Raw genomic sequence first — 22,038 nt, forward strand, 5'->3', positions numbered from 1 at the left:
GCCATGGCATTCACTCGCGCTCACAACCCGTTGCAGGGGGCTCGACGGTCCCTGCGGCTCACGCTTGCGCTCTCACTGTGCTCATTGAGTTGCGCTGCCGGGATCGCATTCGCGGCGCCGGCTTCGACGGAGGCTGACGCCTTTTCGCCGTGGCAGCATGGAGAAAATAACGACGTGATGGATCGGGGACTCGAATTCACCGTCCCGCAGGTCGACGTGCTGGCCGATTTCCACGGCAACCTGTCTTCTCCGAAGCTTGTGCTGTTCGTGGGGGGCAATTATTTCTTCGCGATGGCGCCGCTGGTCGCGCAGTTCGAGAAAGACAGTCCTGAGTATCGCGGGTGGATTTTCTGGGAAACGATTCCCCCCGGTTTGCTGGTCAAGCAGATGAAAGCCGGTGGCACGATCACGGTCGGCAATATGACATGGACGGTCAAACCGGATGCCTATTTCGCCGGTCTGGCGAAGGTGAAAGCGCTCATCGCGGACGGCACGCTAACAGGTCCCGCTGTTCCCTACGTGACGAATCAGTTGACGATCATGGTTCGGCGAGACAACCCTCAGCACGTCATGTCGCTCAACGATCCCGCGAGGGCCGAGTTGCGACTCGCCATGCCCAATCCGGAATTTGAAGGAGTGGCGCGACAGATCAAGGCATCGCTGGTGAAAGCCGGCGGCGACGCGCTCGTCGAGGCCGTCTACAAGGATAAAGTGCGGACCGGATCGACGGAGCTGACCCAGATACGTCATCGGCAAACCGCGCTTTTTCTGATGCAGGATCGTGCCGATGCGGGTGTGGTCTGGAAATCCGAAGCCTTGTTTCAGGAACAGATCGGTCATCCTCTTGCTCACGTCGATATTCCCTCTGATGAAAACACGACCGCGATCTACGCCGGCGCGCTGGTCAATGGCGCACCGCACCCGCAAGCGGCTCGCCGGTGGCTCAGCTTTATTCATTCGCCCGCGGCGTTTCAGATCTTCCAGCGATACGGTTTCGGCAAGTACGAACCGGCGTCGAGTTCGAGCATGCAATGATGCGCTGTGACGATTCGACGAGGACAGCCGAACGCTAGCGGATACCCGCGCCTGAGCGGGTCCTAGGTCCTAACCCGCGATAATCTGAAGGAGACGATGTGGACTATTCGGTCATGAGAGTGCGGCGCGGATACCTGACCATGCAACTGGCGTTGGCGGGCACGGTGTTGGCGATCTCCGGCGCTCACGCGGACAACCTCAGCACGGGACAAACCATCGCGATGCAGGGCACGGCGAAGGGTGTCGCCGCGTGCATCAGTTGTCATGGTTCGCAGGGCGAAGGCAACGCGACGGCAGGCTTTCCGCGTCTTGCGGGCGTCAGCGGATCCTATTTGTCAGCGCAATTGACATCGTTCGCCGACGGGAGTCGCCAGAACCCGATCATGCAGCCGTTGGCGAAATTGCTGTCCGCGCGCGAGCGCGACGCGGTTGCGCAGTACTTCGCCGCGCTGCAACCGCCTCCGGGCATGAAAGCGAGTGACAACGAGTCAGTCAAGCCATCGGACGTTGGCGCATGGATCGCCACGCGTGGACGCTGGAACGAGGGTTTGCCTGCCTGTGTGCAATGCCATGGACCTGGCGGAATCGGCGTGGGCGCTACGTTCCCGCCACTAGCCGGCCAGCCGGCGTCTTATATAGCGGGGCAGCTGCACGGCTGGAAGAGCGGCACCCGGCCGCCTGGGCCGATGGCGTTGATGCCGGCCGTCGCGAACAGGCTCTCCGACACGGATATCGCTGCTGTCGCCGCCTACTACGGCGGGACTGACGCGCCGGCCGAAGCGACATCCGCGAACGGGAGCAAGCAATGATCAATCGAACCCGGTTGTACCGCAGCGTGTTCGCCGGTGTGTTGAGTGCAATTGCCGTTTCGTGCCTGGCTGCCAATGGCGAGATGCCGGCGTTGCCCGCTTCTTCCGCGCAAGGCGCTCAGTCGTCACCGGTGAGGCCGTTCGCACCACCGGCAGAATCGAGCATGCCGACAGACGGTTTCGGCAAATTCGTCAAATTGGGCGAGCAAATCTTTACGCATACTCAAACTTTCGCCGGGAAGTACGTCGGCAATACGCTGAATTGTGCCAACTGTCACCTGGATGCGGGCCGAAAGGCGGATTCGAGTCCGCTGTGGGGCGCGTATCCCTTGTATCCGGCCTATCGGAGCAAGAATGGACATGTGAACTCGTTCGCCGAGCGTCTCCAGGGGTGCTTCCTCTACAGCATGAACGGCAAGGCGCCGCCGCTTGGCGATCCGGTGCTCGTGGCATTGGAAACGTACGCTTACTGGCTCGCGCAAGGTGCGCCTGTCGGCGAAAAGCTGCCGGGGCAAGGCTATCCCAAACTTCCTGCGCCCGCGCAAAAGGCGGACTACGCGAGAGGGAGCGCCGTCTATGCGCAGCACTGTGCTTTATGTCACGGTGCCGATGGGCAAGGGCAGTCAAGCGGGGGACAAACCGTGTTCCCGCCGCTGTGGGGGGCTCATTCGTTCAATTGGGGTGCCGGCATGGGCGACATTCAGAACGCAGCCGGTTTCATCAAGGCGAATATGCCGTTGGGGCTGGCTGGAACGCTGACGGACCAGCAGGCGTGGGATGTGGCGACGTTTATGGATAGCCATGAACGTCCGCAAGATCCGCGCTTTGTGGGCTCAGTTGAAACGACGCGCGCAAAGTTCCATGACTCGCCGCACTCCATGTACGGTCAAACCGTTAATGGGCAGGTTTTGGGTGCGTCCGGATCGCGATGATGGAGTGCGTTGCCGCCGGCACGACCTGGTGCACGGCGGCCGTTAGTTGGCGTTGGCATGTTCGCCGTTCGTCGCATTCGCGCGCGCCATCGGACGACGGGATACGCGTGCGCTTCCGGTGGTTACCCGGTAGCGAGGGGAACAATTGTCAGATCGGGCGTGGCGGGTCGGTGGCGAGTGCAAGCTTTGTCACAGTTGGTAACTGCGGCGAAGCCGGCGGACCCTTGTTGCACGCCGATTCGGACCTTGTGTGCGCTCCATCAAGGCTGCGTCGACGCGGCCCCGGCCGCATCGGAATCCGTCGACATCTGCCGATGTCGATGGCCGCGTCCGCCGCCGGTGGGTGCAGTTGAACTCGCCGGTGCGGGAGCCGGCGGCGGGTGATTGATGAACTGGAAATTCTGCGCGATCGAGGCGCTCGGAAATGTCGTTGTGGACGGTTCGATAGCACTGCGCGGGAATGTCGAATTCGACTGGGCGAAGACGGGCGATACGCAGCCGACACAAGCCGCCGCCGCTACGAAAACAAGCCGATTCATCGAGTGATCCTCAATTTCATTGACGGGGGCCGTCCACGGCTGACGGGGTGAGCGCACGTGTGGCGGCGGAACTGTCATGCGACGCGGGGCAGCGCGCTTCGGCGGCCAGAACGCGCGGCGTTGGAGGCAGCCAGTTTAGGCCGCAAGGCGTGAAATCAGATTGCTGCGCCGCTTACAAGCGTTACCCGATATAACGTCGCGGGACCGATGATCGAAGCGCCATTCCTGCATCGCGCAGGGCAGTGTCCGGGCCGCTGCGCGAATGTAAGCGAAAAACTTTCAGTAACGATCTGGTAAACAAGGACGGGACCGATTGGCCTAACGTGTGAATTCCAGTGTCTCAGAAGCGTACCAACATGATCTCCAGCACCAAGTCGATAAGCATCGCCCTACCTGCCGTTGTCGTCGCGCTCGCGCTCGGCGGTTGCGCGGTGATGCCGCCGAGCGGTCCGAGCGTCGTCGCACTGCCGAAGAGCGGCGAGCCGCTCGGTCAGTTCCAGCAGGACGACTATGCATGCCGCGACTACGCGAACCGCTCGACCGACCCGAACGCGGCCGCGCAGGCGGCGACCACGAACAGCGTGAACAGCGCGGCGATCGGCACGCTCGGCGGCGCCGCTGTCGGCGCGCTGATCGGTGCGGCGGCGGGCAACGCCGGCGCGGGCGCGGCAATCGGCGCGGGCAGTGGCCTGTTGATCGGCGGCGCGAACGGCGCGAATGGCGCGCAGTATTCCGCCGCGGGCCTGCAAGCGCGCTACGACGCCGCCTACGCGCAGTGCATGACCTCGAAAGGCAACACGATCTCGCAGCCGCAGCAGCCTGCCTATTACGCACCGCAACCCGCTTATTACGCACCGCAGCCGTACTACTACGCGCCGCCGCCGAGGTATGTCGCACCGCCGCCGGTGATGTATGCGCCTTACCCTTATTACTGAGGTTGAGTTGGTGAAATCGACTTACTGAAATCGACCTATTGAAATCAAGCTACTGAGGCTGATTCGCAGCCTCAGCTTCGCTGAAACGCACCGTTTGCGCCGGACATCAGGCAAGCGCCAGGCAAGCTTGTTGCCGTCAAGCTTCTGTCATGTCTGGCGGAAAGACGCGAAACGATGGCGGCAAGCCGCCCGGCAAAGGGCGTACGTTTGGACCGAGGGCTAAGGACGCCGGTTATCTGGCGGATTGGCACAGCCCGCACACTCCCCCTCCATCCCTGCCGGCACCCGCCGTTTCTGACTTCGCCGTTCGAGTTATCCGACGTACGGAGTTGGCCGGACATCGTGCAAGCGAGGCGATCATGCTGCCACGGCAAACCGGCACGTTCCATCCGAGAGCGTGGTTCCGCGTGTGCGGGTGGCTTGCGGTTGCCCTTGTCGCCACCTTTTTCCTTTCTTGCGGTGGCGGCTCGGGCGGCACATCGGGTACGGTTTCGGGCTCAGGGGCCAGCGGCGGCACCACCAGCAGCGGCTCGACAACCGGCGGCACGGGGGGAACCGGCTCGACCGGTTCAGGCGGCATGTCGATGGGATCGACAGCCTACGCCACCGACGTGCTCATGCATCACAACGATCTCGCGCGCACCGGCCAGATGCTTGCCGAGACAACGCTGACGCTCGCCAATGTCAATTCGGCGAGCTTCGGCAAAGTCGCGTTTCTCTCCGCGGACGGCAAGGTCGACGCTCAGCCGCTTTTCGTCACGAGTTTGCCGATCGGCGGCGCGTCGCACGATGTGGTCTACGTGGCGACCGAACACGACAGCGTGTACGCCTATGACGCCACGACCTTCGCGCAATTGTGGAAAGTCTCGTTGATCGGCAGTGGCGAGACAGTCAGCGACAACTTCAGTTGTCAGGACTTCACGCCGGAGATCGGTATTACGTCGACGCCGGTCATTGACCGCAATCGCGGCACAAACGGTGTTCTGTACGCCGTCGCGATGACCAGGGACAGCAGCGGCGCCTATCATCACCGTCTGCACGCGCTCGATCTGACGACTGGTGCCGAGATACTGGGCGGGCCGACCGAGATCTCCGCGACCTACCCGGGCAGCGGTGCGGGCAGCGTCAATGGACTGCTTACCTTCAATCCTTCGCAGCATACGGAACGCGCGGCGCTCACGCTGGTTGGCGGCAACATCTATATGGGCTGGACCTCGCATTGCATGGCGGGCGCGTACACCGGCTGGCTGATGGCCTATAGCGCTGACACACTCCACCAGACCAGCGTGCTCAACATCACGGCGAACGGCAGCCAGGGATCGATCTGGATGGCCGGTTCCGGGATGGCCTCGGACGGCACCTCGATTTACGTCGTGGACGGCAACGGCACGTTCGGCACCACGCTGAACGCGCAGGGTTTCCCAGTCGACGGCGACTTTGGCAACTCGCTGATGAAGCTGTCGTCAGGAAACCTGCAGGTCACCGATTACTTCGCGATGGATAACGTGGTGGCCGAGGCAAACGCCGACAACGATTTCGGCTCGGGCGGCGTGATGCTGTTGCCGGATCAGACCACCGCGGGCGGCGTCGTCAAACACCTGGCGGTGGCGGCGGGCAAAGACAACCTGATCTATGTGGTCGATCGCGACTCGATGGGTAAATTCAGTCCGACGGCGAACAATATCTGGCAGGTGCTGACCGGCACGCTCGCGGGGGGCATCTGGGGCTCGCCGGCTTACTATAGCGGTGTGGTCTATTACGGTGGCTGGAACGACAACCTGAAGGCGTTGCCGGTCTCGGGCGCGTTTCTCGCGACCACCGCTTCGGCGAAGAGTCCTACCACGTTTGCCTATCCCGGCGCGACTCCGGCCGTGTCGGCCAACGGTACGAGCAACGGCATCGTCTGGGTGGCGGAAAACGGCACGACGGGTGATTTGCATGCATACGACGCCGGCAACCTCGCGCACGAGCTGTACAACAGCAATCAGGCCGGCACGCGCGATCAATGGGGCGCTGGCAACAAGTTCATCACACCGATGATCGCGCGGGGCAAAGTGTTTGTCGGCGCGACTAATGGGGTGGCGGTGTTCGGGTTGCTGTAGACGGTGCTGTCGCGTGGTTTCAGGCGCAGCCCGATCCTGCCGTTACGAGGTGAAATGAGCTGATATTGCCGATCGCGGAGCAAGCGTTGTTGCACGGTGGGCGTGCTGGTTCGACGATCAGCTCGTTCGAAGCATCACGTGCCTGAAATGGAAAAGCCCCTGTTCGTCGCGAGCAGGGGCTTTTTGATTGCAGCGGAGCGCGGTCTGATGCACTTGCCTTGCATCGGTACGCGTCACACAACGTGAGACGCTTATTCCGAGTCGCTCGTCGCAGCAGTTTTACGCGGACGGCGACTGCGTGGCGCCGCTTTGCGCGCTGCCTTTTTGGCGGCCACGGGTGCTTTTTCTTCGGCGACAGACGCCGCCGATGCTTCAACAGGCGCTGCGATTTCCGGCACCGCGTTGGCCTTTCGCGGCGTTGCCTTCTTCATTTTCTTCGCGGCTGTCTTGCGCGGTGTGCGTTCCTTGCTGCGCTTAGGTTGAGCGTCGCCCGCTTCCTGAGTTGCTTCGCCAGCTACCGTGACCGGTTCAGCTGCAAAGGCCGCGGGTTCTGCCCACGCTGCTTCCGGCTGTTCGAAAACGGACTCGCCGGCGGATGGCGCGTGCGTGTGCACGGCTTCCGCCTGAGCCTGCGCGTGGCCACCGTGCTCGACTGCCGCGCGCTCTTCCGGCGCGGCCTCCTGCTGGCCACGGCCGCCGGGCTTGCGATTGCCACGCCCTCTGCGGCGCTCGTGCTTGCCGCCCGACTCGGCGACCACTGTTTCGGCAACCCGCGCCTCAACCACCTGTTCCGCCACCTCGCCGGATTCGCCCGGCTCGTTCACGTTTTCGGCGCCCACGTTCGCAGCCGTGCCCCGATAAACGTACGCGCCTGACTTCTCGTCGCGGCCGAATTCGAGTAGCCCGCGCGCCTGCGCCTCTTCCAGCAGATTGCCGAATGCGCGAAAACCGTAGTACGTCTCGTTGAAATCCGGCTTGCGGCGCTTGATCGCGTTCTTCAGTACCGACGCCCAGATCTTGCCGCTGTCGCCACGTTCGGAGGCGAGCGCATCGAACGTCTGCACCGCGATCTCGACGGCTTTGGTACGGCGCTTTTCGAGGTCTTCCTTGTTGCGCGATTTGTCTTCGTCGGGTGCGCGTTTGGCTGTCTGCTGCGCGGTCTGTTGCGGGCGCGAGGACTCGCGTTTGGATACCGTGCGCTGGCTTTCACGCACGAGGTCGTCGTAAAAGAAAAATTCGTCGCAGTTTGCGATCAGCAGATCGGAGGTGGACTGCTGGACCCCGACGCCGATCACCTGCTTGGCGTTCTCGCGCAGCTTCGACACCAGCGGCGAGAAGTCCGAGTCGCCACTGATGATGACGAAGGTGTTGACGTGCGATTTTGTGTAGCAGAGGTCGAGCGCGTCGACCACGAGCCGGATGTCGGCGGAATTCTTGCCCGATTGGCGCACGTGCGGAATCTCGATCAACTCGAAATTGGCCTCGTGCATCGCGCCCTTGAAACTCTTGTAGCGGTCCCAGTCGCAATACGCCTTCTTCACGACAATGCTGCCCTTGAGCAGCAGACGTTCGAGCACCAGCTTGATGTCGAACTTGTCGTACTTCGCGTCGCGCACGCCGAGCGCAACGTTTTCGAAGTCGCAGAATAGCGCCATGCTGACGGTTTCGTTGGATGACGCCATGAATATCTCCATTGAAGCGATCGTCACATTCGACGAATCGCGACCATGATAGCGATTCCTACGGCGGTGATCAGATTTTGTGTTTCTCGCGCACCGATACGGCAGGCGAAAGCCGTCCGGGGTGAGGATTTTGGGAGGAGTGGAAGTGCGGAGGTGTGCACCGGCGAACGCGCCGCGCTACGTATCATGGTAACGGGCAGGGTCACCCAGCGCCGCGCGTGTTTCCAGTACCTCGTCGACGAGGCCATAGGTCTTTGCTTCGTGGGCCGACATGAAATTGTCGCGGTCGGTATCGCGGACGATTTCCTCGATGTTGCGCCCGGTGCGCTCGGCCGTTATTGCGTTGAGCCGTTCGCGCAGATAGAGCACCTCTTTGGCCTGAATTTCGACGTCGGCCGCGGTGCCCTGGCTGCCGCCCGACGGCTGGTGAATCATGATGCGTGCGTTCGGCAGCGCGTACCGTTTGCCGCGCTGGCCGGCGGTCAGCAAAAACGTCCCCATGCTGGCGGCAAAGCCGGTGCACAAGGTGGACACCTCGGGCTTGATGAATTGCATCGTGTCGTAAATGGCGAAGCCGTCGTACACCGAGCCGCCCGGCGAATTGATGTAAAAAGAAATATCCTTGTCGGGATTCTCGGATTCCAGAAACAGCAATTGGGCGACGATCAGACTGGCCGACTGTTCATTCACCGGACCGACCAGAAAAACGATCCGCTCGCGTAGAAGACGCGAATAAATGTCGTAGGCGCGCTCGCCGCGGCCGGACTGTTCAATCACGGTGGGTACGAGGCCCAGGCCGGTGACGGATGAATAGCTGGAATGCATGTTTGCCTCGTTTCAGGCGGCGCGTTGCCGATGGCCGATAGCCGGTGGCGCTGGCCGATTCGAACAACCGGGCGCCCGTTGCGCCGGTTGTTGTTCGTATGACGCGGGGAAGGGCGGCGGCGTGACAGGAATATTTTTTTGTCGAGCTGTCACATCGGCGAGGGGCCGAGCGTCAAGCTGAAAAGGATGCAGATCTGGAGGTCTACGCATGACAGAACAAGGAATCGATAAGGCATCCGGCTTCGAGGCCATGCGCGCCCGCCTGCTCGCGCTGGCGTACCGGATGCTGGGCAGCCGTGCCGAAGCGGAAGACGTGGTGCAGGACGTCTGGCTCAAATGGCATCTCGCCGATACGCAGGAGGTGCAGACGCCGGCAGCCTGGCTCACCACGATCACCACGCGCGCGGCCATCGACCGGCTGCGCCATGTGCAGCGCGAACGCGCGTCACAGGCCGCCGGCTGGCTACCGGAGCCCTGGCTCGACGAGGTGGCGCCATCGGCGGAGGAGCTGGCCTTGCGTGCAGCGGAGATGTCGTACGGCGTGATGCTCCTGCTCGAGCGTCTGAAGCCGGACGAGCGGGCGGCATTCGTGCTGCACGAAGCTTTCGATTGCGACTACGCGGAGATTGCGAAAATCCTCGACCGTACGCCGGCCAGTTGCCGTCAGATTGTCCACCGGGCCAAGACGCGTTTGCAGCGCGCAGGTGCGCCGCTTGAACGGCCCGATCCCGCCGCGCATGCGCGAATCGTGGAGCGCTTGCGCACGGCGCTGGAGGCGCAGGATCGGGTTGGTTTGCTGCGTCTCTTTAGCGATGCGCCAGAGGTTATCAGCGACGCGCCGGTGTGTACGCAAGAACTGGCGCCCGTGGCCTGGATGGAGACGGTTACCGCGCTCGCACATCAGGCGAGCCATGCAGAGCTGGTGTCGGTCGAAGGCGCAATGGCTATTGCGCTGCTCTTCGAAGGCGAGGTTGTCGGGGTGATCGACGTGTCCACGCAACGTCTGCCGGACGGTTCGGTGAAGATCGTCGCATTGCGCGCTGTCATCAGTGCGGTGCGTTTGCAGGCAGCCAACCGCTTGCTGGGCCGCGCGGCCGTCATGAAGCTGCTCGCGCGGATCCAGCAGAACGCCATTGCCTCAATTACGATGCGCAGCGACTTCCCAGTTGATGTCGACGCATAGCACCTGCGTGCCGTGCGGCGTATGCGCGGCGATCGAGGCCGTCACGCACAGGTGTGCCTCGTTGATCGACAGGTAGGGCGGCGTGAGGTGCACCCGGCCGGGCGCGCGCATCGCCTGGATGAAGTACGGGCGGCGTTCCCAGCTCGCACCTTCCGAATGCAGCAACGGCCGGAAGCGCTTCGCACGTTGCGAAGCACGCCCCGACGGCAGCACGTTGTCGCCGATCTGCCGGCCCGAACCGTCGAGCACGAAGCAGCGTGCCGTTTCGCCGAGCGTGAGCAGCGAGGCGGTCGCCTGGGTAACCGATTCCCCGGCCACGAGTTGGGCAGCCGCCGTTTCCAGCGCCGTGACATAGGGTGCGAGCCGTGCGGACTGCGAGCGTTCGCGCGAAGCGACCCGTTCGCGCAGCGCCGCGGAGAGCGAGTCCATCAAGCCGGCCGCGGCTTGCGGTTTCACGGGCTCGACGCTCGGGCCCGCGAAAAACGCGCCCTGCACGAAGTCGACGTTGCATTCGAGCGCGATCAGCGCATCGCGCTCGGTGCCGAGGCCGCCCATCAGCACCAGCTGGCCGGATTCGTGCAGCAGCGAGACGAGGCCCGGCAGCACGCGTTCGATATGCGAGTGCTCGCTCGCTTGCGCGAGGATGCAGCGGTCGAGCGTGACGATGTCCGGGCGCAAATTCCACACGCGGTCGATGTTCGAATGCTTCGCGCCAAAGCCGTCCAGCGCGATCAGGAAACCGGATTTGCGCAATGCGTCGATGATGTCGGCGAAGCGCGTGGTTTCGCCACCTGCCTGCTCGGACACTTCCAGCACCACGCGTTGCGGCGGCAGACCCAGCGCCTTGAGGCCGGCGAGCAGTGCGTCGCCGTAACTGGTGTCCATCAGTGCCGCCGGGTGCAGGCTCAGGAAAAGCCATTCGTCGTGGCTGTCGAATGCATTGAAGTTGCCCAGATGCAGCGATTCGGCGAGCCGTCCGAGTTCCAGCAGGTCGCCGCGCCGCGCCGCCTGCGTGAAAACCTCGTGCGACGGCACTTGCAGCGCATGTTCGTCGTGTGCGCGCAGTGAAGCGTGATAACCGATCGCGCGCCGGTGCGACACCGAGAAAACGGGCTGGAACACGCTGAAAACGGTGTAGCCGCCGTACAGAACGGTGCGTCGGGAGCCTTCGTCGCCGGCCATCGGGCGCGGCGGCTGAAAGCCGGGAGGATCGAGTTCGATCATGCTCATCATGTCAGTCGTGTGGAGGTGTCGGCGCTTGCATGCTCGACACGAGTGGGCACGCGCAAATTGTGAGTTTACAGGATATGCGAGCAAGAACTATGCGCGAACGAAAACACATGGCGCACGCCCGGTTACCACGGTCAGTACGGCGATTGTGCGCCAGCGCGGTTGCGAAAGCGATGCTTCGCACTTCTGTGGTGCGGCCCGCGCCCCTTTGCGGGTCGGGGCGGGGGGACGCGACCCGGCGCAAACCTCAGGTCCGCTCCGAAGGATCGGTCTTCTTCGCGGGCGAGCGAATGTCGGGCGATAGTTGCGCGAAGATCCACGACGAGCCCGCGGTGATGATGCCCACACACAGGAACGTCGCATGAAACGCGGGCAGCGAGTTGGCGGCCGTTACGCGCGGCAGGAGGCCGGTGAAGGTGGCGAGCAACGCGCCGGCGACCGTCACGCCGAGACTCATCGAGAGCATCTGCACTAGCGAGAACAGGCTGTTGCCGCTGCTCGCGCCGCCGGTGCCGAGGTCCTTGAGCGTCAGCGTGTTCATCGCGGTGAACTGCATCGAATTGACGCCGCCGAAGAAGGCCAGTTGCACGAGCCGCAGCCACAGCGGCTGGCCGGCCGTGGTGAGCGCAAAGCTCGCCATGGTCAGGCCTACCAGCACGGTGTTGACGATCAGCACGCGCCGATAGCTGTATTTGACAATCAGCATTGTGACGAGGCGCTTGGCCGCCATGCCCGCGGCCGCCACCGGCAGCATCATCATGCCGGCTTCGAAGGCGCTATAGCCGAGACTCACCTGCAATAGCAGCGGGATCAGATACGGCATGGCGCCGCTGCCGATCCGCGCGAACAGGTTGCCGAGCAGACCGACGCTGAACGTGTGGATCTTGAACAGATCGAGCGGGAAGATCGGCGAAGGCTCGCGTACCGCATGCAAACCGTAGGCGACGAAGCAGGCCAGGCTCAGAATCAGCAGCACCAGCACGGTGGCGTGCTGGATGCCAAACTCCGTGCGGCCGTCGAGCGCGAACGAAATCGCCACCATGCCGAAGATCAGCAGCAGATAGCCCTTCACGTCGAACTTGCCGGTGTGCTCATTGCGGCTGTCCGGCATGAAGATGAACGTGGCGATGCAACCCACGATCCCCACCGGCACGTTGATCAGAAAGATCCAGTGCCACGAAGCGATTTTCACGAGCCAGCCGCCGAGCGTCGGGCCGATCAGCGGCCCGATCAGCCCCGGGATCGCCACGAACGACAAGGCCGGCAAGTAGCGTTCCGCGGGGAAGGTACGCAGCACCGCGAGCCGTCCGACTGGCAGCAGCATCGCCCCGCCCACGCCCTGCACGATGCGGTAGATCACCAGCTGATTCAGCGTATGCGCGTTGGCGCACAGCAGCGAGCCGACCGCGAACACGAGGATCGCGCTGAAGAACACGCGTCGCGTGCCGAGTTTGTCCGCGAGCCAGCCGGAGACCGGGATCATCACCGCCATCGTCAGCGAGTACGCGATCACCACTGACTGCATGCGCAACGGCAATTCGCCGAGGCTCGTCGCCATCGCGGGGAGCGCGGTGTTGACGATGGTCGAGTCGAGCGTCTGCATGAAGAAGCCGGTGGCGACAAGCCACAGCATCACGGTGAGCGAGCGGGGCGAGGGACCCGCTGGGACTGAAGGGGTAGCGGCGGAAGCGGGTAGAGGCGGCGGCGTGGACATGGAGGGCGGCTGGGCGCGCAGGGACGGGCTGGGACTCGCTATTCTAGGGAAAAGCGTGGGCCGGCGCAGCGGATAGACGCTAAATGGGAAGCCAGAATGCGCCGCTCAGACCGACGCGGGCAACGCCGCGGCAGCGCGGAAAAATGCCTGCGCGCGCGGCTCGTTGCCGAACGCCGCGTGAATCCTGATCCACGGGCTGACTTCCATGTTCGGCCGGAAATAGCTGCCGGGCACCACCGTCACGCCGAGCGGTGCGCCGCATGTCACGAGCCGTTCGGCATTGTCGACATGCGGTACGCGCGCCCAGACGAACTTGCCGCCGACGGGCTTTTCGAACAATTCCCAGCCGGCGTCTTCGAGTGTCTGGATGGTCGAGCCGAGCGCGTCGCGCATGCGGCGGCGCAGTCGTTCGAGATACTTGCGGTACGCGCCGCGCTCCAGTAACGACACGGCGACCGCCTCGGCAAAGCGCGAACCGCCGATGCTCGTCAGCATCTTGATGTCGACCAGATCCTTGATGATCGCGTGGCTCGCCACCACGCAGCCGATCCGCAGCGAGGAGGACAGCGTCTTCGACAAGCCGCCCACGTAGATCACGTGGTCGAGCTGGTCGAGGGTCGCGAGACGGTCGGTGACGTCGGTCTGGAAGTCGGCGTAGATGTCGTCTTCGATGATCTTGAAACCGTGTTCGCGCGCCAGTTGCAGCAGCCGGAACGCCACCGGCGGCGCGACCGTGGTGCCGGTCGGATTGTGGAACACCGTGTTGATGAACATCAGCTTTGGCCGATGCAGTTGCAACTGCGCCTGCAACACATCGAGATCGGGACCGTTGCGGGTGCGCGGAATGCCGATCAGCTTCACGCCGTGCAGCTTCAGCAGGCCATACAGGTTGTAGTAGCCGGGGTCCTCGACGAACATGGTGTCGCCGGCCTTGAGCATGTAGCGCATCAGCAGATCGAGCGCCTGGCTCGCGCCGTTGGTGATCAGGATCTGCGAGGCATCCGCCTGAATCCCCAACTGGCCGATGCGGCCTTGCAGGTGTTCGCGCAAGGTCAGATTGCCGAGCGGGGTTGCGTAATCGACCATGGCCGCGATGTCGGTGCGCGACACGTGGCGAATCGCCTGCGCGAGGCTATCCGTGTCGCGCCACCCATCGGGAATGAAGCCGCTGCCGAGCTTGAGCGTTTCACCCGGGTGGTTGAACTGCTGAAGAAGGTGCACCGATTCGTCCTCGGCGCGGCGCGGGTCCGAGGTGCCCTGGCAAAGCGTGCCTGGCGGCTGGCGGTCGGCGACATAGAAGCCCGAACCGTGGCGCGAGTCGACATAGCCGAGCGACACCAGCCGGTCGTAAGCCTCGATCACAGGAAAACGGCTCACGCCGTAGTCAGCGGCGAACTGGCGGATCGACGGCAGCTTCGCGCCGGGGTGAGCGGTGCGTGAACGAATCCAGGCGGTGATGCCCGTGACGATCTGCTCAGTGAGCGGTACGCCGTTATCCCGATCGAGCTGGATTTCGAGTTTCATGCGGTTCTTTTCCTTCGCCGGACGGCTGGAGCGCCCGAGCGCGGAACCGTCGGCACGGCGCGCGCCGCACACGCGCTCACGAAGCGGGAGCGCAGCCAACTGTCCGTTTTTTCGACTGAACAGTTCCGATGAAAGTGTTCGGAACTGTGCATGGGTATCCGATGATCGCACGTCAATAATCGCTACAACAGGATAGTTTTTTGAAGGAGAAAAGCGATGCGTGAAGTCCGTATTTTCGAAATGGAACATGACGAGCCCGCGGCGGCCTGGCGTGTCGCGCGTCCGTCGATCTTCAAGGTGATCTCGGGCGAAATCTGGCTGACCGTCGAGGGCGAAAACGTCGATCACTGGCTGGCAACGGGGCAATCGATCGAGTTGCCGCGCGGTACGGCGGCGTGGGTCAGCGCAGGGCGGGCGGGTGCGCGTTTCGCGCTGGCTAGTGGGTCGGAAAGCGCTGCAACGCGGGCACTGCGTGGTTTGCCGATGTTGAACTGGCTGCCGCGCTGGTTGGGCGTGGCGTGACGGGCTGCCGCGGCTAATTCAGGTGCAGGTAGGTGCATACCGCATTTGCCTCGCAGTTGGTCAAAGCCGCACCTCAACTTACCGCTTCATACTCCCCGATGTAACGCGCGCGCGGCCGGATCAGCCGGCCGTCGCGCGTTTGTTCCATGGCATGGGCAATCCAGCCCACGACCCGGCCGAGCGCGAACAGCGTGAATGCGGCGCCGGCCGGCAGGCCGAGTACCCGTTCGATGGCCGCGAGCGCGAAGTCGACGTTCGGCTCAGTGCCGGTCGTGTCGCGCACCGTGCGCGCGAGCGCCTCGACTTCGCCTAACGGCGAGCGGGCCGGCGCGCAGCCCGCAAGCATCCCGAGCAGCAGCCGCGCGCGCGGATCGCCTTCCGGATACAGCGGATGGCCGAAACCCGACAGCACCGGCCTATGCGCGCCGTGTTCGTGGCGCGCGAGCCGGTTCGCCAGATAGCGATCGAGGTCGGGGGCGCGCGACGCTTCATCGAGGAGCGCGGCAATGCGCACCGTTTCGCCACCATGCCGCGGCCCGGCCAACGCGGCCAGACCGCCCGCGACCGCGCCGAACAGGTGCGTTCCCGTCGACGTAATGCAGCGCACCGTGAAAGTCGACGCATTCAGTTCGTGATCCGCGCATGCCACCAAGGCCGCGCGCAGCAGCCCTGCCTGCTGACGGTTGCGCACGTTCCACGCCGAAGCCAACTGCTTGTGCAGCAGTTCGTTCGACGGCGCCGCCGAGACCATCGCCGCTGCCAGCAATCGCATGACCGCGCAGGCGGTATCGAGTTGCGTATCGCGCCCGAGCGCCCATACGCGCGGCATTTGCGCCGCGGCGGCCGGCAACAGCACGAGCGCGCGATCGAGCGGCGTGCTGTCGCTCCAGAGCTTGAGCCATGCCGCCCACTGAGCGGCAGCGATTGGCACCAGCGGGGCCTCGGCGATACGCCTCGCACTGCATTCCCACAGCAACGCCGCGACGTCCTCAAGTGATGCCGTTCGCGCCAGTTCCATGGCGTCGTGCCCGCGATACGACAGGTGGCCGTCGGCCACCAGCGTGATCGACGATTCGAGCACCGGCACGCCCCAATCCAGCACCTTTTGCGCGACCTTGCCGGCGCGCTTGCCGTCTTCCTTGCGCCGCGCGAGCCGCCGCACTTCGCCCGCGTCGTAGAGCCGATGCTTGCCGTGCGCATCCGGCGATGAGCTCAGCATGCCACGGCTGACATACGCATACAGGGTCGGCAGGCTGATGCCGAGCGTGGCGGCGGCTTCGGCGGCGGTCAGGGAATGGGAGGGTGGCATGGAAACGTGTGGAAACCGAAGAAATCAATATATATTGATTATCATAATCAAGATTGATTGCGGCAAGGCGAAATTCTAGACTCGGTTCACTTTCTTCCTGTTCTGACTTTCGACACGCGCAACCCGAACGAGATGAACGACATGAACACCATGACGCCTGAACTCGCGCTCAACCATATCTGGACAACAGCGGGATGCGACCCGACTGCGCTGAGGTCCGTTTCGCTTGCCGGCACTGATCCGGGCTTGCCGTCGGTCTATCGGGTCGGCACGTTGGCCTCGGCGACCATCGCCGCGACTGGTCTTGCGGCTGCCGAATACCATCGCTTGCGCACGGGGCGCCGCCAACGCGTCACGGTGGAGATGCGGCGCGCGCTCACCTCGTTTCGCAGCGAGCGCTATCTGCGCATCGACGAGGGGCCGCCGCCCGCCTTGCGTGATCCGGTGATGGGCTTTTACGCGACGCGGGACGATCGCTGGATTCAACTGCACACGAACTTTCCGCATCATCTTGCAGGGGTGTTGAAGGTGCTTGGCTGCGCGAACGATCGCGCGGCGGTGGCCGAGGCGATTCGCGGCTGGGATGGCGCGACGCTTGACCAGACGCTGGCCGACGCCGGTTTGTGCGCCGCCCTGATTCGCTCGCCCGACGAGTGGGCCGCGCTCGATCAGGCGAAAGCAGTTGCGGGCCTGCCGTTGTTCGAGATCGAGCGCATCGGCGACGCGCCGGTCGAGCCGCCGCGCCGGGACGGTGCCGAGCGGCCGCTGGGGGGGGTGCGGGTGCTCGACTTGTCGCGGATCATTGCCGGGCCGGTGGCAGGGCGCGCGCTCGCGCAGCATGGCGCCGAGGTGTTGCTGGTCAACGGTCCGCACTTGCCGAACATTGCGCCGCTCGTGATCGACAACGGGCGCGGCAAGCGCTCGGCTGTCGTCGATTTGCGCGATGCCGCCGGACAGGACACGTTACGTGGACTCGCCGACGGTGCCGATGTATTTTTACAGGCGTATCGGCCGGGGGCTCTGTCGGCACGCGGGTTTGGTCCTGAGGATCTGGCGCGGGTGGGTCCGGGGATCGTCTATGTGTCGGTTTGCGCCTATGGGCACACGGGACCTTGGGCCGGGCGGCGCGGTTTCGATAGCCTGGTGCAGTCGGCGAGCGGGATTGCTTTTACTGAGCGCGAGGCAGCAGGGTGGGTCGAGCCGAAGCATTTACCTTGTCAGGCGTTGGATCACGCGACGGGCTATCTGGCTGCTTTCGGTGCGATGGCCGCATTGGCGCGGCGAGCCACCGAAGGCGGGAGCTGGCACGTGAGGGTGTCGCTCGCGCAGACCGGGCGGTGGTTGCAGTCGTTTGGATTGCTTGCCGACGGCTGGAAGGCGCCCGATGTTTCGATCGACGACGTGCGGGATTGCCTTGCGACTGTGGAGTCCGGATTCGGGCGCGTTCTCGGGGTGCTACCGGCCGAGCGTCTGGATGAGACGCCTGCCTATTTTGAGTTGCCGCCGGCTCGGATCGGGACACACGAGGCGAAATGGGTGTGAAGCGTGTTTGCCCGCACGGCGTCGGGTCGCTTGCGTACGGCGCCTCTTCGCAGAAGCAGCGAAAAGGCGCCGCGTGGGCGGAAAACTACTTCCTCAACTCCGCCACAAAATCGTAGTAATCGTTCCGGCAGTAGGTATCGGTCAGCTCGATCGCCCGCTGATCCGCCGTATACCCCACGCGCGTGATCAGCAACAGCGCGTCGTTATGCGCAATGCTCATTTGCTGCGCGATTTCTTCATTCGCGTTCACCGCACGAAAATGCTGCAGCGCGCGGACGATCGTCAGTCCGCGATTTTCCAGGTACGTGTACAACGAATCGCCAATTGCCTGCGGATCGGGAATCACCGCGGCAGGGAAGGTGGAATTCTCGACAGCCATCACGATGCCGTCGGCGAGGCGCAAGCGGCGCAGCCGGGTCACGGCCGCCGCCGGCGATAAACCCAGTTGAATCACCTCGTCGCGGTTGGCCGGCGAAATTTCTCGCGACAACCACTTCGAACTCGGCGTAAAACCGCGTCGCCGCAACATTTCACTGAAACTCGACAGACGCGACAGCGGATCTTCATAACGCGGCGTGATGAAGCTGCCCGCGCCCTGAGTGCGGCGGATCAATCCCTGTTCGACCAGCAGGGCAATGGCCTTGCGCGAAGTGATCCGCGACACGCCGAGCGCTTCGGACAGTACACGCTCGGAGGGCAGCGCCTCGCCCGCGTTCCAGCGGTTTTCGTGAATCGCACTGCCGAGCTTGCGAGCGAGTTGCAGGTATAACGGCGTGTCGTTTTCCGGGTCCGGGCGCAGGTCGCGCCAGCGGTCTTCCGAGGCAGAGGTCATGGGGCTTACGCAAGAAGGGCAAGCGGCAATTCTATGACATCGGCGCGCTCCGTTATAGCGGGCTTTTGCCTGGGACCCGATCCGATGCCCGGGCAACCGCTAAACTCGTCCTTGAGATTTCCGTAGCGTGCGCCACGCGTTCGCCCGCGCCGCCGCGTCGACGTACTCGTATGACCTTACGTGCATTTCAATCCGCTTAGCCACTTTTGCCACTTCAGCCACATCGAGGAGAAAGCATGACGACCGATATCGCAAGCGTAAGCCTGCCCGACGGCGAGCGTATTCCGAAACTGGGGCAGGGCACCTGGGAGATGGGCGAGCATCCGGCGCGCCGCGCCGCGGAAATCGCCGCGTTGCGTTGTGGCATCGAATTGGGCATGACGCTGATCGATACGGCGGAAATGTACGGCGACGGCGCCACCGAATCGCTCCTGAGCGAAGCGCTGGCGGGGCTGCGCGATCAGGTATTTCTCGTCAGCAAGGTGTATCCGCATAACGCGAGCCGGCGCGGCGTGATCGCGGCCTGCGAACAGAGCCTCAAGCGCCTGAAAACGGATCGGCTCGATCTGTATCTGCTGCACTGGCGCGGCTCGGTGCCGCTCGCGGAAACCGTCGAGGCATTCGAGGCATTGCGCAGCGCGGGCAAGATTCGCCACTGGGGCGTCAGCAACTTCGATACGGACGATATGGAAGAACTCGTCGCCACGCCCGGCGGTGAGGCGTGCGCCACCAATCAGATTCTCTACAACGTCGCGCGCCGAGGATCGGAATTCGACCTGCTGCCATGGCTCGCCGAGCGCAAGATGCCGGCGATGGCATACAGCCCGGTCGATCACGCGCGCTTGCCGAAGCGCTCCCCGCTCGACGATATCGCCGACGCCCGCGGTGTGTCGGTGTTTCAGGTGGCGCTCGCGTGGGTGCTGCAAGAACCCGGCGTGTTCGCGATTCCGAAAGCGGGCCGCGTCGAGCATGTGCGCGACAACCATCGGGCGTTGCAATTGCAGCTTGACGCTCAGGAACTCGCTGCCATCGACACCCATTTCAAACCGCCACGCAGCAAGCGGCCGCTCGAAATGCTGTAAGCGCCGTGGCGGCCGTTAGCGAAGTGCAACTGGCCTTGCGGTCGGCGCGCGTGCGCCGCCGCGGCCCGCTGCGCCGGAATCATCAATTGCAACCGTGGTGCATGTGCACCGAACCCAGAACGGCGACTTCAGCCGGCGTGTGCTTGAGCGAGTCTTCGTTGACCTGGGCCGCGTCGGCGACGAATTCATCGACGATCGACGACACCTGCGTATTGCGCAAACACAGCGACACCCGCTGCGTTTCGTTGGGCGGCAGCGACGCGCGCTGACCGAGGAACAGCACACCGTACTGATAGCCGTGGATGATGCCGCGGATCGCGCCGACGCATTGACCTTGCGCGACGTTGTCGTTTTTCTTTTTGCAGGTTTGCGCGAGTGAATAGGCGGAGAAGGTGGGATCGACGGGCGGCGCGGCTTGCGACATGGTTTGTGGTTGCGGCTGGGCCGTCGCAGCAGGGTTTTGCGCTGATGTTTGCGCCGGGGTTTGCGCATGAGCGAGCGATGCGAGGCCCAGCGCGGCGACCATCAGCAGGCCGGTGGCCGTGCGCGCCATGGTGTGGGGGACGTTTCGTTGCATGTTGTGGTGCCCTCATATCGAACGTTGAATCTGATATGAGGCAATCGCTTCGGTTTGGTTCCGGCCGCGCACGATGCGATCGATTGTTTGAGTTTTAACCGTGCGCGAGAGCTGCTGGTCAGCGGTTCGCGGCGATGCGTGCTTTTTTTTGCCGGACCGCCTGAGAGTGCCGCCGACGCGAACCGGCTTCGGGTGGTGACGCTCGACCGGGGGATCGAGCCGTCACCGCCGATGCCGGGGGACTGCGGACGGATACCGAAGTATGCCGTTAGCGACGGGTAGGGCGCGGGGGCCCCCTACCCGGGAAGCAGGCGACTGCTAGTGCCCGTTTCCTCCGCCATTGCCACCACCGTTACCGCCGCTACCCTTGCCTCCGTGACCGCCGCCGAAGCCTCCGCCAAAGCCGCCGCCGAACCCGCCACCGAAGCCACCGCCAAAGCCACCGCCGCTACCAGGGCCGCCTCCTTTTCCACCGCCAGGGCCGCCGCCGGGACCACCACCGCAACCGCAGCCGCCGCTCCCGCTGCTTCCACCGCCGCTGCTGCCACCGCCGCTGCTGCCACCGCCGCTGCTGCCACCGCCGCTGCTGCCACCGCCGCTGCTGCCACCGCCGCTGCTGCCACCGCCGCTGCTGCCACCGCCGCTGCTGCCACCGCCGCTGCTGCCACCGCCGCTGCTGCCACCGCCGCTGCTGCCACCGCCGCTGCTGCCACCGCCGCTGCTGCCACCGCCGCCGCTGCTGCCACCGCCGCTGCTGCCACCGCCGCTGCTGCCACCGCCGCTGCTGCCACCGCCGCTGCTTCCACCACCGTTGCTTCCACCACCGTTGCTTCCACCATTACCCCTGCCGCCGCCACCGGCCGCACCCGAACCCGCTGCCCCACCGGAGCCGCCGGCACCATTACCGCTCACGCCCGCGCCACTGTTGCCCGCGCTCGCCGCGCCGTTGCCGTTGCCTCCGCGATGCTGCGTGCATCCGCCGACACTGGTGCTTGTGCAGTCGCGAGGACTGAACACCAAGGCTGCGTCGTCGGCGGCAGTCGGCTCGTCGGGCGCGGTGCCGGCTGTGACTGTGCCGGTTGCCACTGTGCCTGCTGCCGAACCCTCGTCCTGGCCGATTCGTGTCGCGCTGTGCGCGCCGCTCGCAGGCATTGGCGCATCGGCAAGCACCATCGATTTGGGGATCACAGCCGTCGATTCCGAGTACGCAACCTGGGTTACCAGCAAAGCCACGCCGGCCACGATCGCCGCACTTCGTATAACCACGCAGTAGTACTGATTGAATTTTCTGGTTTTCATCACGTCTCTCCCGAGGCGACGCCGACACCTCGCTGCCGTCATCTCCCACGCTGATACTCCGACGACGGGCCTGTCTGAATGCGGGCCGCGTCGCCCCCCAGTCTGTTTGCGGATGCAAGTCAAACACCATCACTGTCTTCCCGGCTGCGTAGCCGGTGCGCTGACAGGCGCTTCAGGCGATACCGTCCGCGCGCTTCGTCATGGCGATTCGCTCAAGCTACGCTGTTTGACGTTCTCCCGATCTCTTTGGCTTCGAATGTCTGGACAGTACTTAGCGATATCCATGCCATTGCCCGCAAAGCCTTGCAGTGACGGGCGTCCAATAGGGGGGTGCGATACAGGCGAGAAAAAAAACGCATGAAAAC

General features: G+C 64.0%; 20 protein-coding genes. 11 read left to right on the forward strand and 9 right to left on the reverse strand.

Annotation, left to right across the window (positions count from 1 at the left end; translation table 11 throughout):
• Nucleotides 1-3 precede the first annotated feature (3 nt).
• From B0G76_RS02550 to B0G76_RS02570, 6 genes are all read left to right on the forward strand, one after another.
• A complete protein-coding gene (locus tag B0G76_RS02550) occupies nucleotides 4-1,035 on the forward strand; it encodes a substrate-binding domain-containing protein (RefSeq protein ID WP_120289862.1) in 1,032 nt (343 codons plus the stop codon).
• Nucleotides 1,036-1,148: 113 nt separating this feature from the next.
• Nucleotides 1,149-1,844 (forward strand): c-type cytochrome, encoded by a 696-nt coding sequence (locus B0G76_RS02555; protein WP_120289864.1) that lies wholly within the window; start codon nucleotides 1,149-1,151, stop codon nucleotides 1,842-1,844.
• Nucleotides 1,841-2,776: a c-type cytochrome gene (locus B0G76_RS02560; RefSeq protein WP_120289866.1), complete on the forward strand. Its 936-nt coding sequence runs from the start codon at nucleotides 1,841-1,843 to the stop codon at nucleotides 2,774-2,776. Before B0G76_RS02555 ends, B0G76_RS02560 begins: the two co-directional genes overlap by 4 nt.
• Nucleotides 2,777-3,163: 387 nt before the next feature.
• Nucleotides 3,164-3,322, forward strand: a complete 159-nt coding sequence (locus B0G76_RS42715; RefSeq protein ID WP_183081976.1) for a hypothetical protein — start codon at nucleotides 3,164-3,166, stop codon at nucleotides 3,320-3,322.
• Between the two features lie 349 nt (nucleotides 3,323-3,671).
• Entirely contained in the window at nucleotides 3,672-4,250 is a 579-nt protein-coding gene (locus B0G76_RS02565; RefSeq protein WP_120289868.1) for a glycine zipper family protein, read from the forward strand.
• A 359-nt stretch (nucleotides 4,251-4,609) separates the two neighbouring features.
• The gene (locus tag B0G76_RS02570; protein WP_120296150.1) at nucleotides 4,610-6,352 is read left to right on the forward strand and encodes a pyrrolo-quinoline quinone; all 1,743 of its coding nucleotides are present in this window, start codon (nucleotides 4,610-4,612) and stop codon (nucleotides 6,350-6,352) included.
• A 251-nt stretch (nucleotides 6,353-6,603) separates the two neighbouring features.
• On the opposite strand, the gene B0G76_RS02575 is transcribed toward B0G76_RS02570, so the two are convergent.
• Both B0G76_RS02575 and clpP read right to left on the reverse strand, forming a co-directional pair.
• A complete protein-coding gene (locus B0G76_RS02575; RefSeq protein WP_120296151.1) occupies nucleotides 6,604-8,034 on the reverse strand; it encodes an NYN domain-containing protein in 1,431 nt (476 codons plus the stop codon).
• A gap of 177 nt (nucleotides 8,035-8,211) precedes the next feature.
• Nucleotides 8,212-8,859, reverse strand: a complete 648-nt coding sequence (gene clpP / locus B0G76_RS02580; protein ID WP_120289870.1) for an ATP-dependent Clp endopeptidase proteolytic subunit ClpP — start codon at nucleotides 8,857-8,859, stop codon at nucleotides 8,212-8,214.
• 208 nt (nucleotides 8,860-9,067) lie between these two features.
• On the opposite strand from clpP, the gene B0G76_RS02585 reads away from it, so the two are divergent.
• Entirely contained in the window at nucleotides 9,068-10,042 is a 975-nt protein-coding gene (locus tag B0G76_RS02585) for a sigma-70 family RNA polymerase sigma factor (RefSeq protein WP_120289872.1), read from the forward strand.
• Here B0G76_RS02585 and B0G76_RS02590 read toward each other — a convergent pair.
• The 3 genes from B0G76_RS02590 to B0G76_RS02600 all read right to left on the reverse strand — a co-directional run bounded on the left by B0G76_RS02590 (nucleotide 9,998) and on the right by B0G76_RS02600 (nucleotide 14,510).
• The gene (locus B0G76_RS02590) at nucleotides 9,998-11,272 is read right to left on the reverse strand and encodes an EAL domain-containing protein (RefSeq protein WP_120296152.1); all 1,275 of its coding nucleotides are present in this window, start codon (nucleotides 11,270-11,272) and stop codon (nucleotides 9,998-10,000) included. The genes B0G76_RS02585 and B0G76_RS02590 overlap by 45 nt on opposite strands.
• Before the next feature lie 247 nt (nucleotides 11,273-11,519).
• Complete coding sequence (mdtD, locus tag B0G76_RS02595; RefSeq protein WP_120289874.1) at nucleotides 11,520-12,986, reverse strand: multidrug transporter subunit MdtD; 1,467 nt, start codon at nucleotides 12,984-12,986, stop codon at nucleotides 11,520-11,522.
• A gap of 105 nt (nucleotides 12,987-13,091) precedes the next feature.
• On the reverse strand, nucleotides 13,092-14,510 hold the full coding sequence (locus tag B0G76_RS02600) for a PLP-dependent aminotransferase family protein (RefSeq protein ID WP_120296153.1): 1,419 nt from the start codon (nucleotides 14,508-14,510) through the stop codon (nucleotides 13,092-13,094).
• Nucleotides 14,511-14,726: 216 nt separating this feature from the next.
• On the opposite strand from B0G76_RS02600, the gene B0G76_RS02605 reads away from it, so the two are divergent.
• Nucleotides 14,727-15,032, forward strand: coding sequence for a DUF2917 domain-containing protein (locus B0G76_RS02605; RefSeq protein WP_120289876.1), 306 nt, complete (start codon nucleotides 14,727-14,729; stop codon nucleotides 15,030-15,032).
• Between the two features lie 73 nt (nucleotides 15,033-15,105).
• On the opposite strand, the gene B0G76_RS02610 is transcribed toward B0G76_RS02605, so the two are convergent.
• Entirely contained in the window at nucleotides 15,106-16,341 is a 1,236-nt protein-coding gene (locus tag B0G76_RS02610) for a citrate/2-methylcitrate synthase (protein WP_120289878.1), read from the reverse strand.
• A 150-nt stretch (nucleotides 16,342-16,491) separates the two neighbouring features.
• Between B0G76_RS02610 and B0G76_RS02615 the strand changes: the two genes are divergently transcribed.
• Nucleotides 16,492-17,883 carry a CoA transferase gene (locus tag B0G76_RS02615; protein WP_120296154.1) on the forward strand — a complete coding sequence of 464 codons (1,392 nt, stop codon included), beginning with the start codon at nucleotides 16,492-16,494 and terminating at the stop codon, nucleotides 17,881-17,883.
• Nucleotides 17,884-17,968: 85 nt separating this feature from the next.
• Here the strand turns inward: B0G76_RS02615 and B0G76_RS02620 are convergent, their stop codons facing one another.
• On the reverse strand, nucleotides 17,969-18,715 hold the full coding sequence (locus B0G76_RS02620) for a GntR family transcriptional regulator (protein WP_120289880.1): 747 nt from the start codon (nucleotides 18,713-18,715) through the stop codon (nucleotides 17,969-17,971).
• A gap of 236 nt (nucleotides 18,716-18,951) precedes the next feature.
• Between B0G76_RS02620 and B0G76_RS02625 the strand changes: the two genes are divergently transcribed.
• Nucleotides 18,952-19,797 (forward strand): aldo/keto reductase, encoded by an 846-nt coding sequence (locus B0G76_RS02625; RefSeq protein WP_120289882.1) that lies wholly within the window; start codon nucleotides 18,952-18,954, stop codon nucleotides 19,795-19,797.
• Between the two features lie 82 nt (nucleotides 19,798-19,879).
• Here B0G76_RS02625 and B0G76_RS02630 read toward each other — a convergent pair whose 3' ends face one another.
• Both B0G76_RS02630 and B0G76_RS42720 read right to left on the reverse strand, forming a co-directional pair.
• Nucleotides 19,880-20,374, reverse strand: coding sequence for a hypothetical protein (locus tag B0G76_RS02630; RefSeq protein ID WP_120289884.1), 495 nt, complete (start codon nucleotides 20,372-20,374; stop codon nucleotides 19,880-19,882).
• 296 nt (nucleotides 20,375-20,670) lie between these two features.
• The gene (locus B0G76_RS42720; RefSeq protein ID WP_183081977.1) at nucleotides 20,671-21,276 is read right to left on the reverse strand and encodes a hypothetical protein; all 606 of its coding nucleotides are present in this window, start codon (nucleotides 21,274-21,276) and stop codon (nucleotides 20,671-20,673) included.
• 68 nt (nucleotides 21,277-21,344) lie between these two features.
• Between B0G76_RS42720 and B0G76_RS42405 the strand changes: the two genes are divergently transcribed.
• Complete coding sequence (locus B0G76_RS42405) at nucleotides 21,345-21,647, forward strand: hypothetical protein (protein WP_147393995.1); 303 nt, start codon at nucleotides 21,345-21,347, stop codon at nucleotides 21,645-21,647.
• Nucleotides 21,648-22,038 lie beyond the last annotated feature (391 nt).

Source organism: Paraburkholderia sp. BL23I1N1 (genome assembly GCF_003610295.1).
Taxonomy (GTDB): domain Bacteria; phylum Pseudomonadota; class Gammaproteobacteria; order Burkholderiales; family Burkholderiaceae; genus Paraburkholderia.

Excerpts from the sequence above, each read along its gene's own strand:
- B0G76_RS02550 (WP_120289862.1), top strand. The coding sequence starts at position 4 with ATGGCATTCACTCGCGCTCACAACCCGTTGCAGGGGGCTCGACGGTCC.
- B0G76_RS02555 (WP_120289864.1), top strand. The coding sequence starts at position 1,149 with ATGAGAGTGCGGCGCGGATACCTGACCATGCAACTGGCGTTGGCGGGC.
- B0G76_RS02560 (WP_120289866.1), top strand. The coding sequence starts at position 1,841 with ATGATCAATCGAACCCGGTTGTACCGCAGCGTGTTCGCCGGTGTGTTG.
- B0G76_RS42715 (WP_183081976.1), top strand. The coding sequence starts at position 3,164 with ATGAACTGGAAATTCTGCGCGATCGAGGCGCTCGGAAATGTCGTTGTG.
- B0G76_RS02565 (WP_120289868.1), top strand. The coding sequence starts at position 3,672 with ATGATCTCCAGCACCAAGTCGATAAGCATCGCCCTACCTGCCGTTGTC.
- B0G76_RS02570 (WP_120296150.1), top strand. The coding sequence starts at position 4,610 with ATGCTGCCACGGCAAACCGGCACGTTCCATCCGAGAGCGTGGTTCCGC.
- B0G76_RS02575 (WP_120296151.1), bottom strand. The coding sequence starts at position 8,034 with ATGGCGTCATCCAACGAAACCGTCAGCATGGCGCTATTCTGCGACTTC.
- clpP (WP_120289870.1), bottom strand. The coding sequence starts at position 8,859 with ATGCATTCCAGCTATTCATCCGTCACCGGCCTGGGCCTCGTACCCACC.
- B0G76_RS02585 (WP_120289872.1), top strand. The coding sequence starts at position 9,068 with ATGACAGAACAAGGAATCGATAAGGCATCCGGCTTCGAGGCCATGCGC.
- B0G76_RS02590 (WP_120296152.1), bottom strand. The coding sequence starts at position 11,272 with ATGAGCATGATCGAACTCGATCCTCCCGGCTTTCAGCCGCCGCGCCCG.
- mdtD (WP_120289874.1), bottom strand. The coding sequence starts at position 12,986 with ATGTCCACGCCGCCGCCTCTACCCGCTTCCGCCGCTACCCCTTCAGTC.
- B0G76_RS02600 (WP_120296153.1), bottom strand. The coding sequence starts at position 14,510 with ATGAAACTCGAAATCCAGCTCGATCGGGATAACGGCGTACCGCTCACT.
- B0G76_RS02605 (WP_120289876.1), top strand. The coding sequence starts at position 14,727 with ATGCGTGAAGTCCGTATTTTCGAAATGGAACATGACGAGCCCGCGGCG.
- B0G76_RS02610 (WP_120289878.1), bottom strand. The coding sequence starts at position 16,341 with ATGCCACCCTCCCATTCCCTGACCGCCGCCGAAGCCGCCGCCACGCTC.
- B0G76_RS02615 (WP_120296154.1), top strand. The coding sequence starts at position 16,492 with ATGACGCCTGAACTCGCGCTCAACCATATCTGGACAACAGCGGGATGC.
- B0G76_RS02620 (WP_120289880.1), bottom strand. The coding sequence starts at position 18,715 with ATGACCTCTGCCTCGGAAGACCGCTGGCGCGACCTGCGCCCGGACCCG.
- B0G76_RS02625 (WP_120289882.1), top strand. The coding sequence starts at position 18,952 with ATGACGACCGATATCGCAAGCGTAAGCCTGCCCGACGGCGAGCGTATT.
- B0G76_RS02630 (WP_120289884.1), bottom strand. The coding sequence starts at position 20,374 with ATGCAACGAAACGTCCCCCACACCATGGCGCGCACGGCCACCGGCCTG.
- B0G76_RS42720 (WP_183081977.1), bottom strand. The coding sequence starts at position 21,276 with ATGGTGCCGGCGGCTCCGGTGGGGCAGCGGGTTCGGGTGCGGCCGGTG.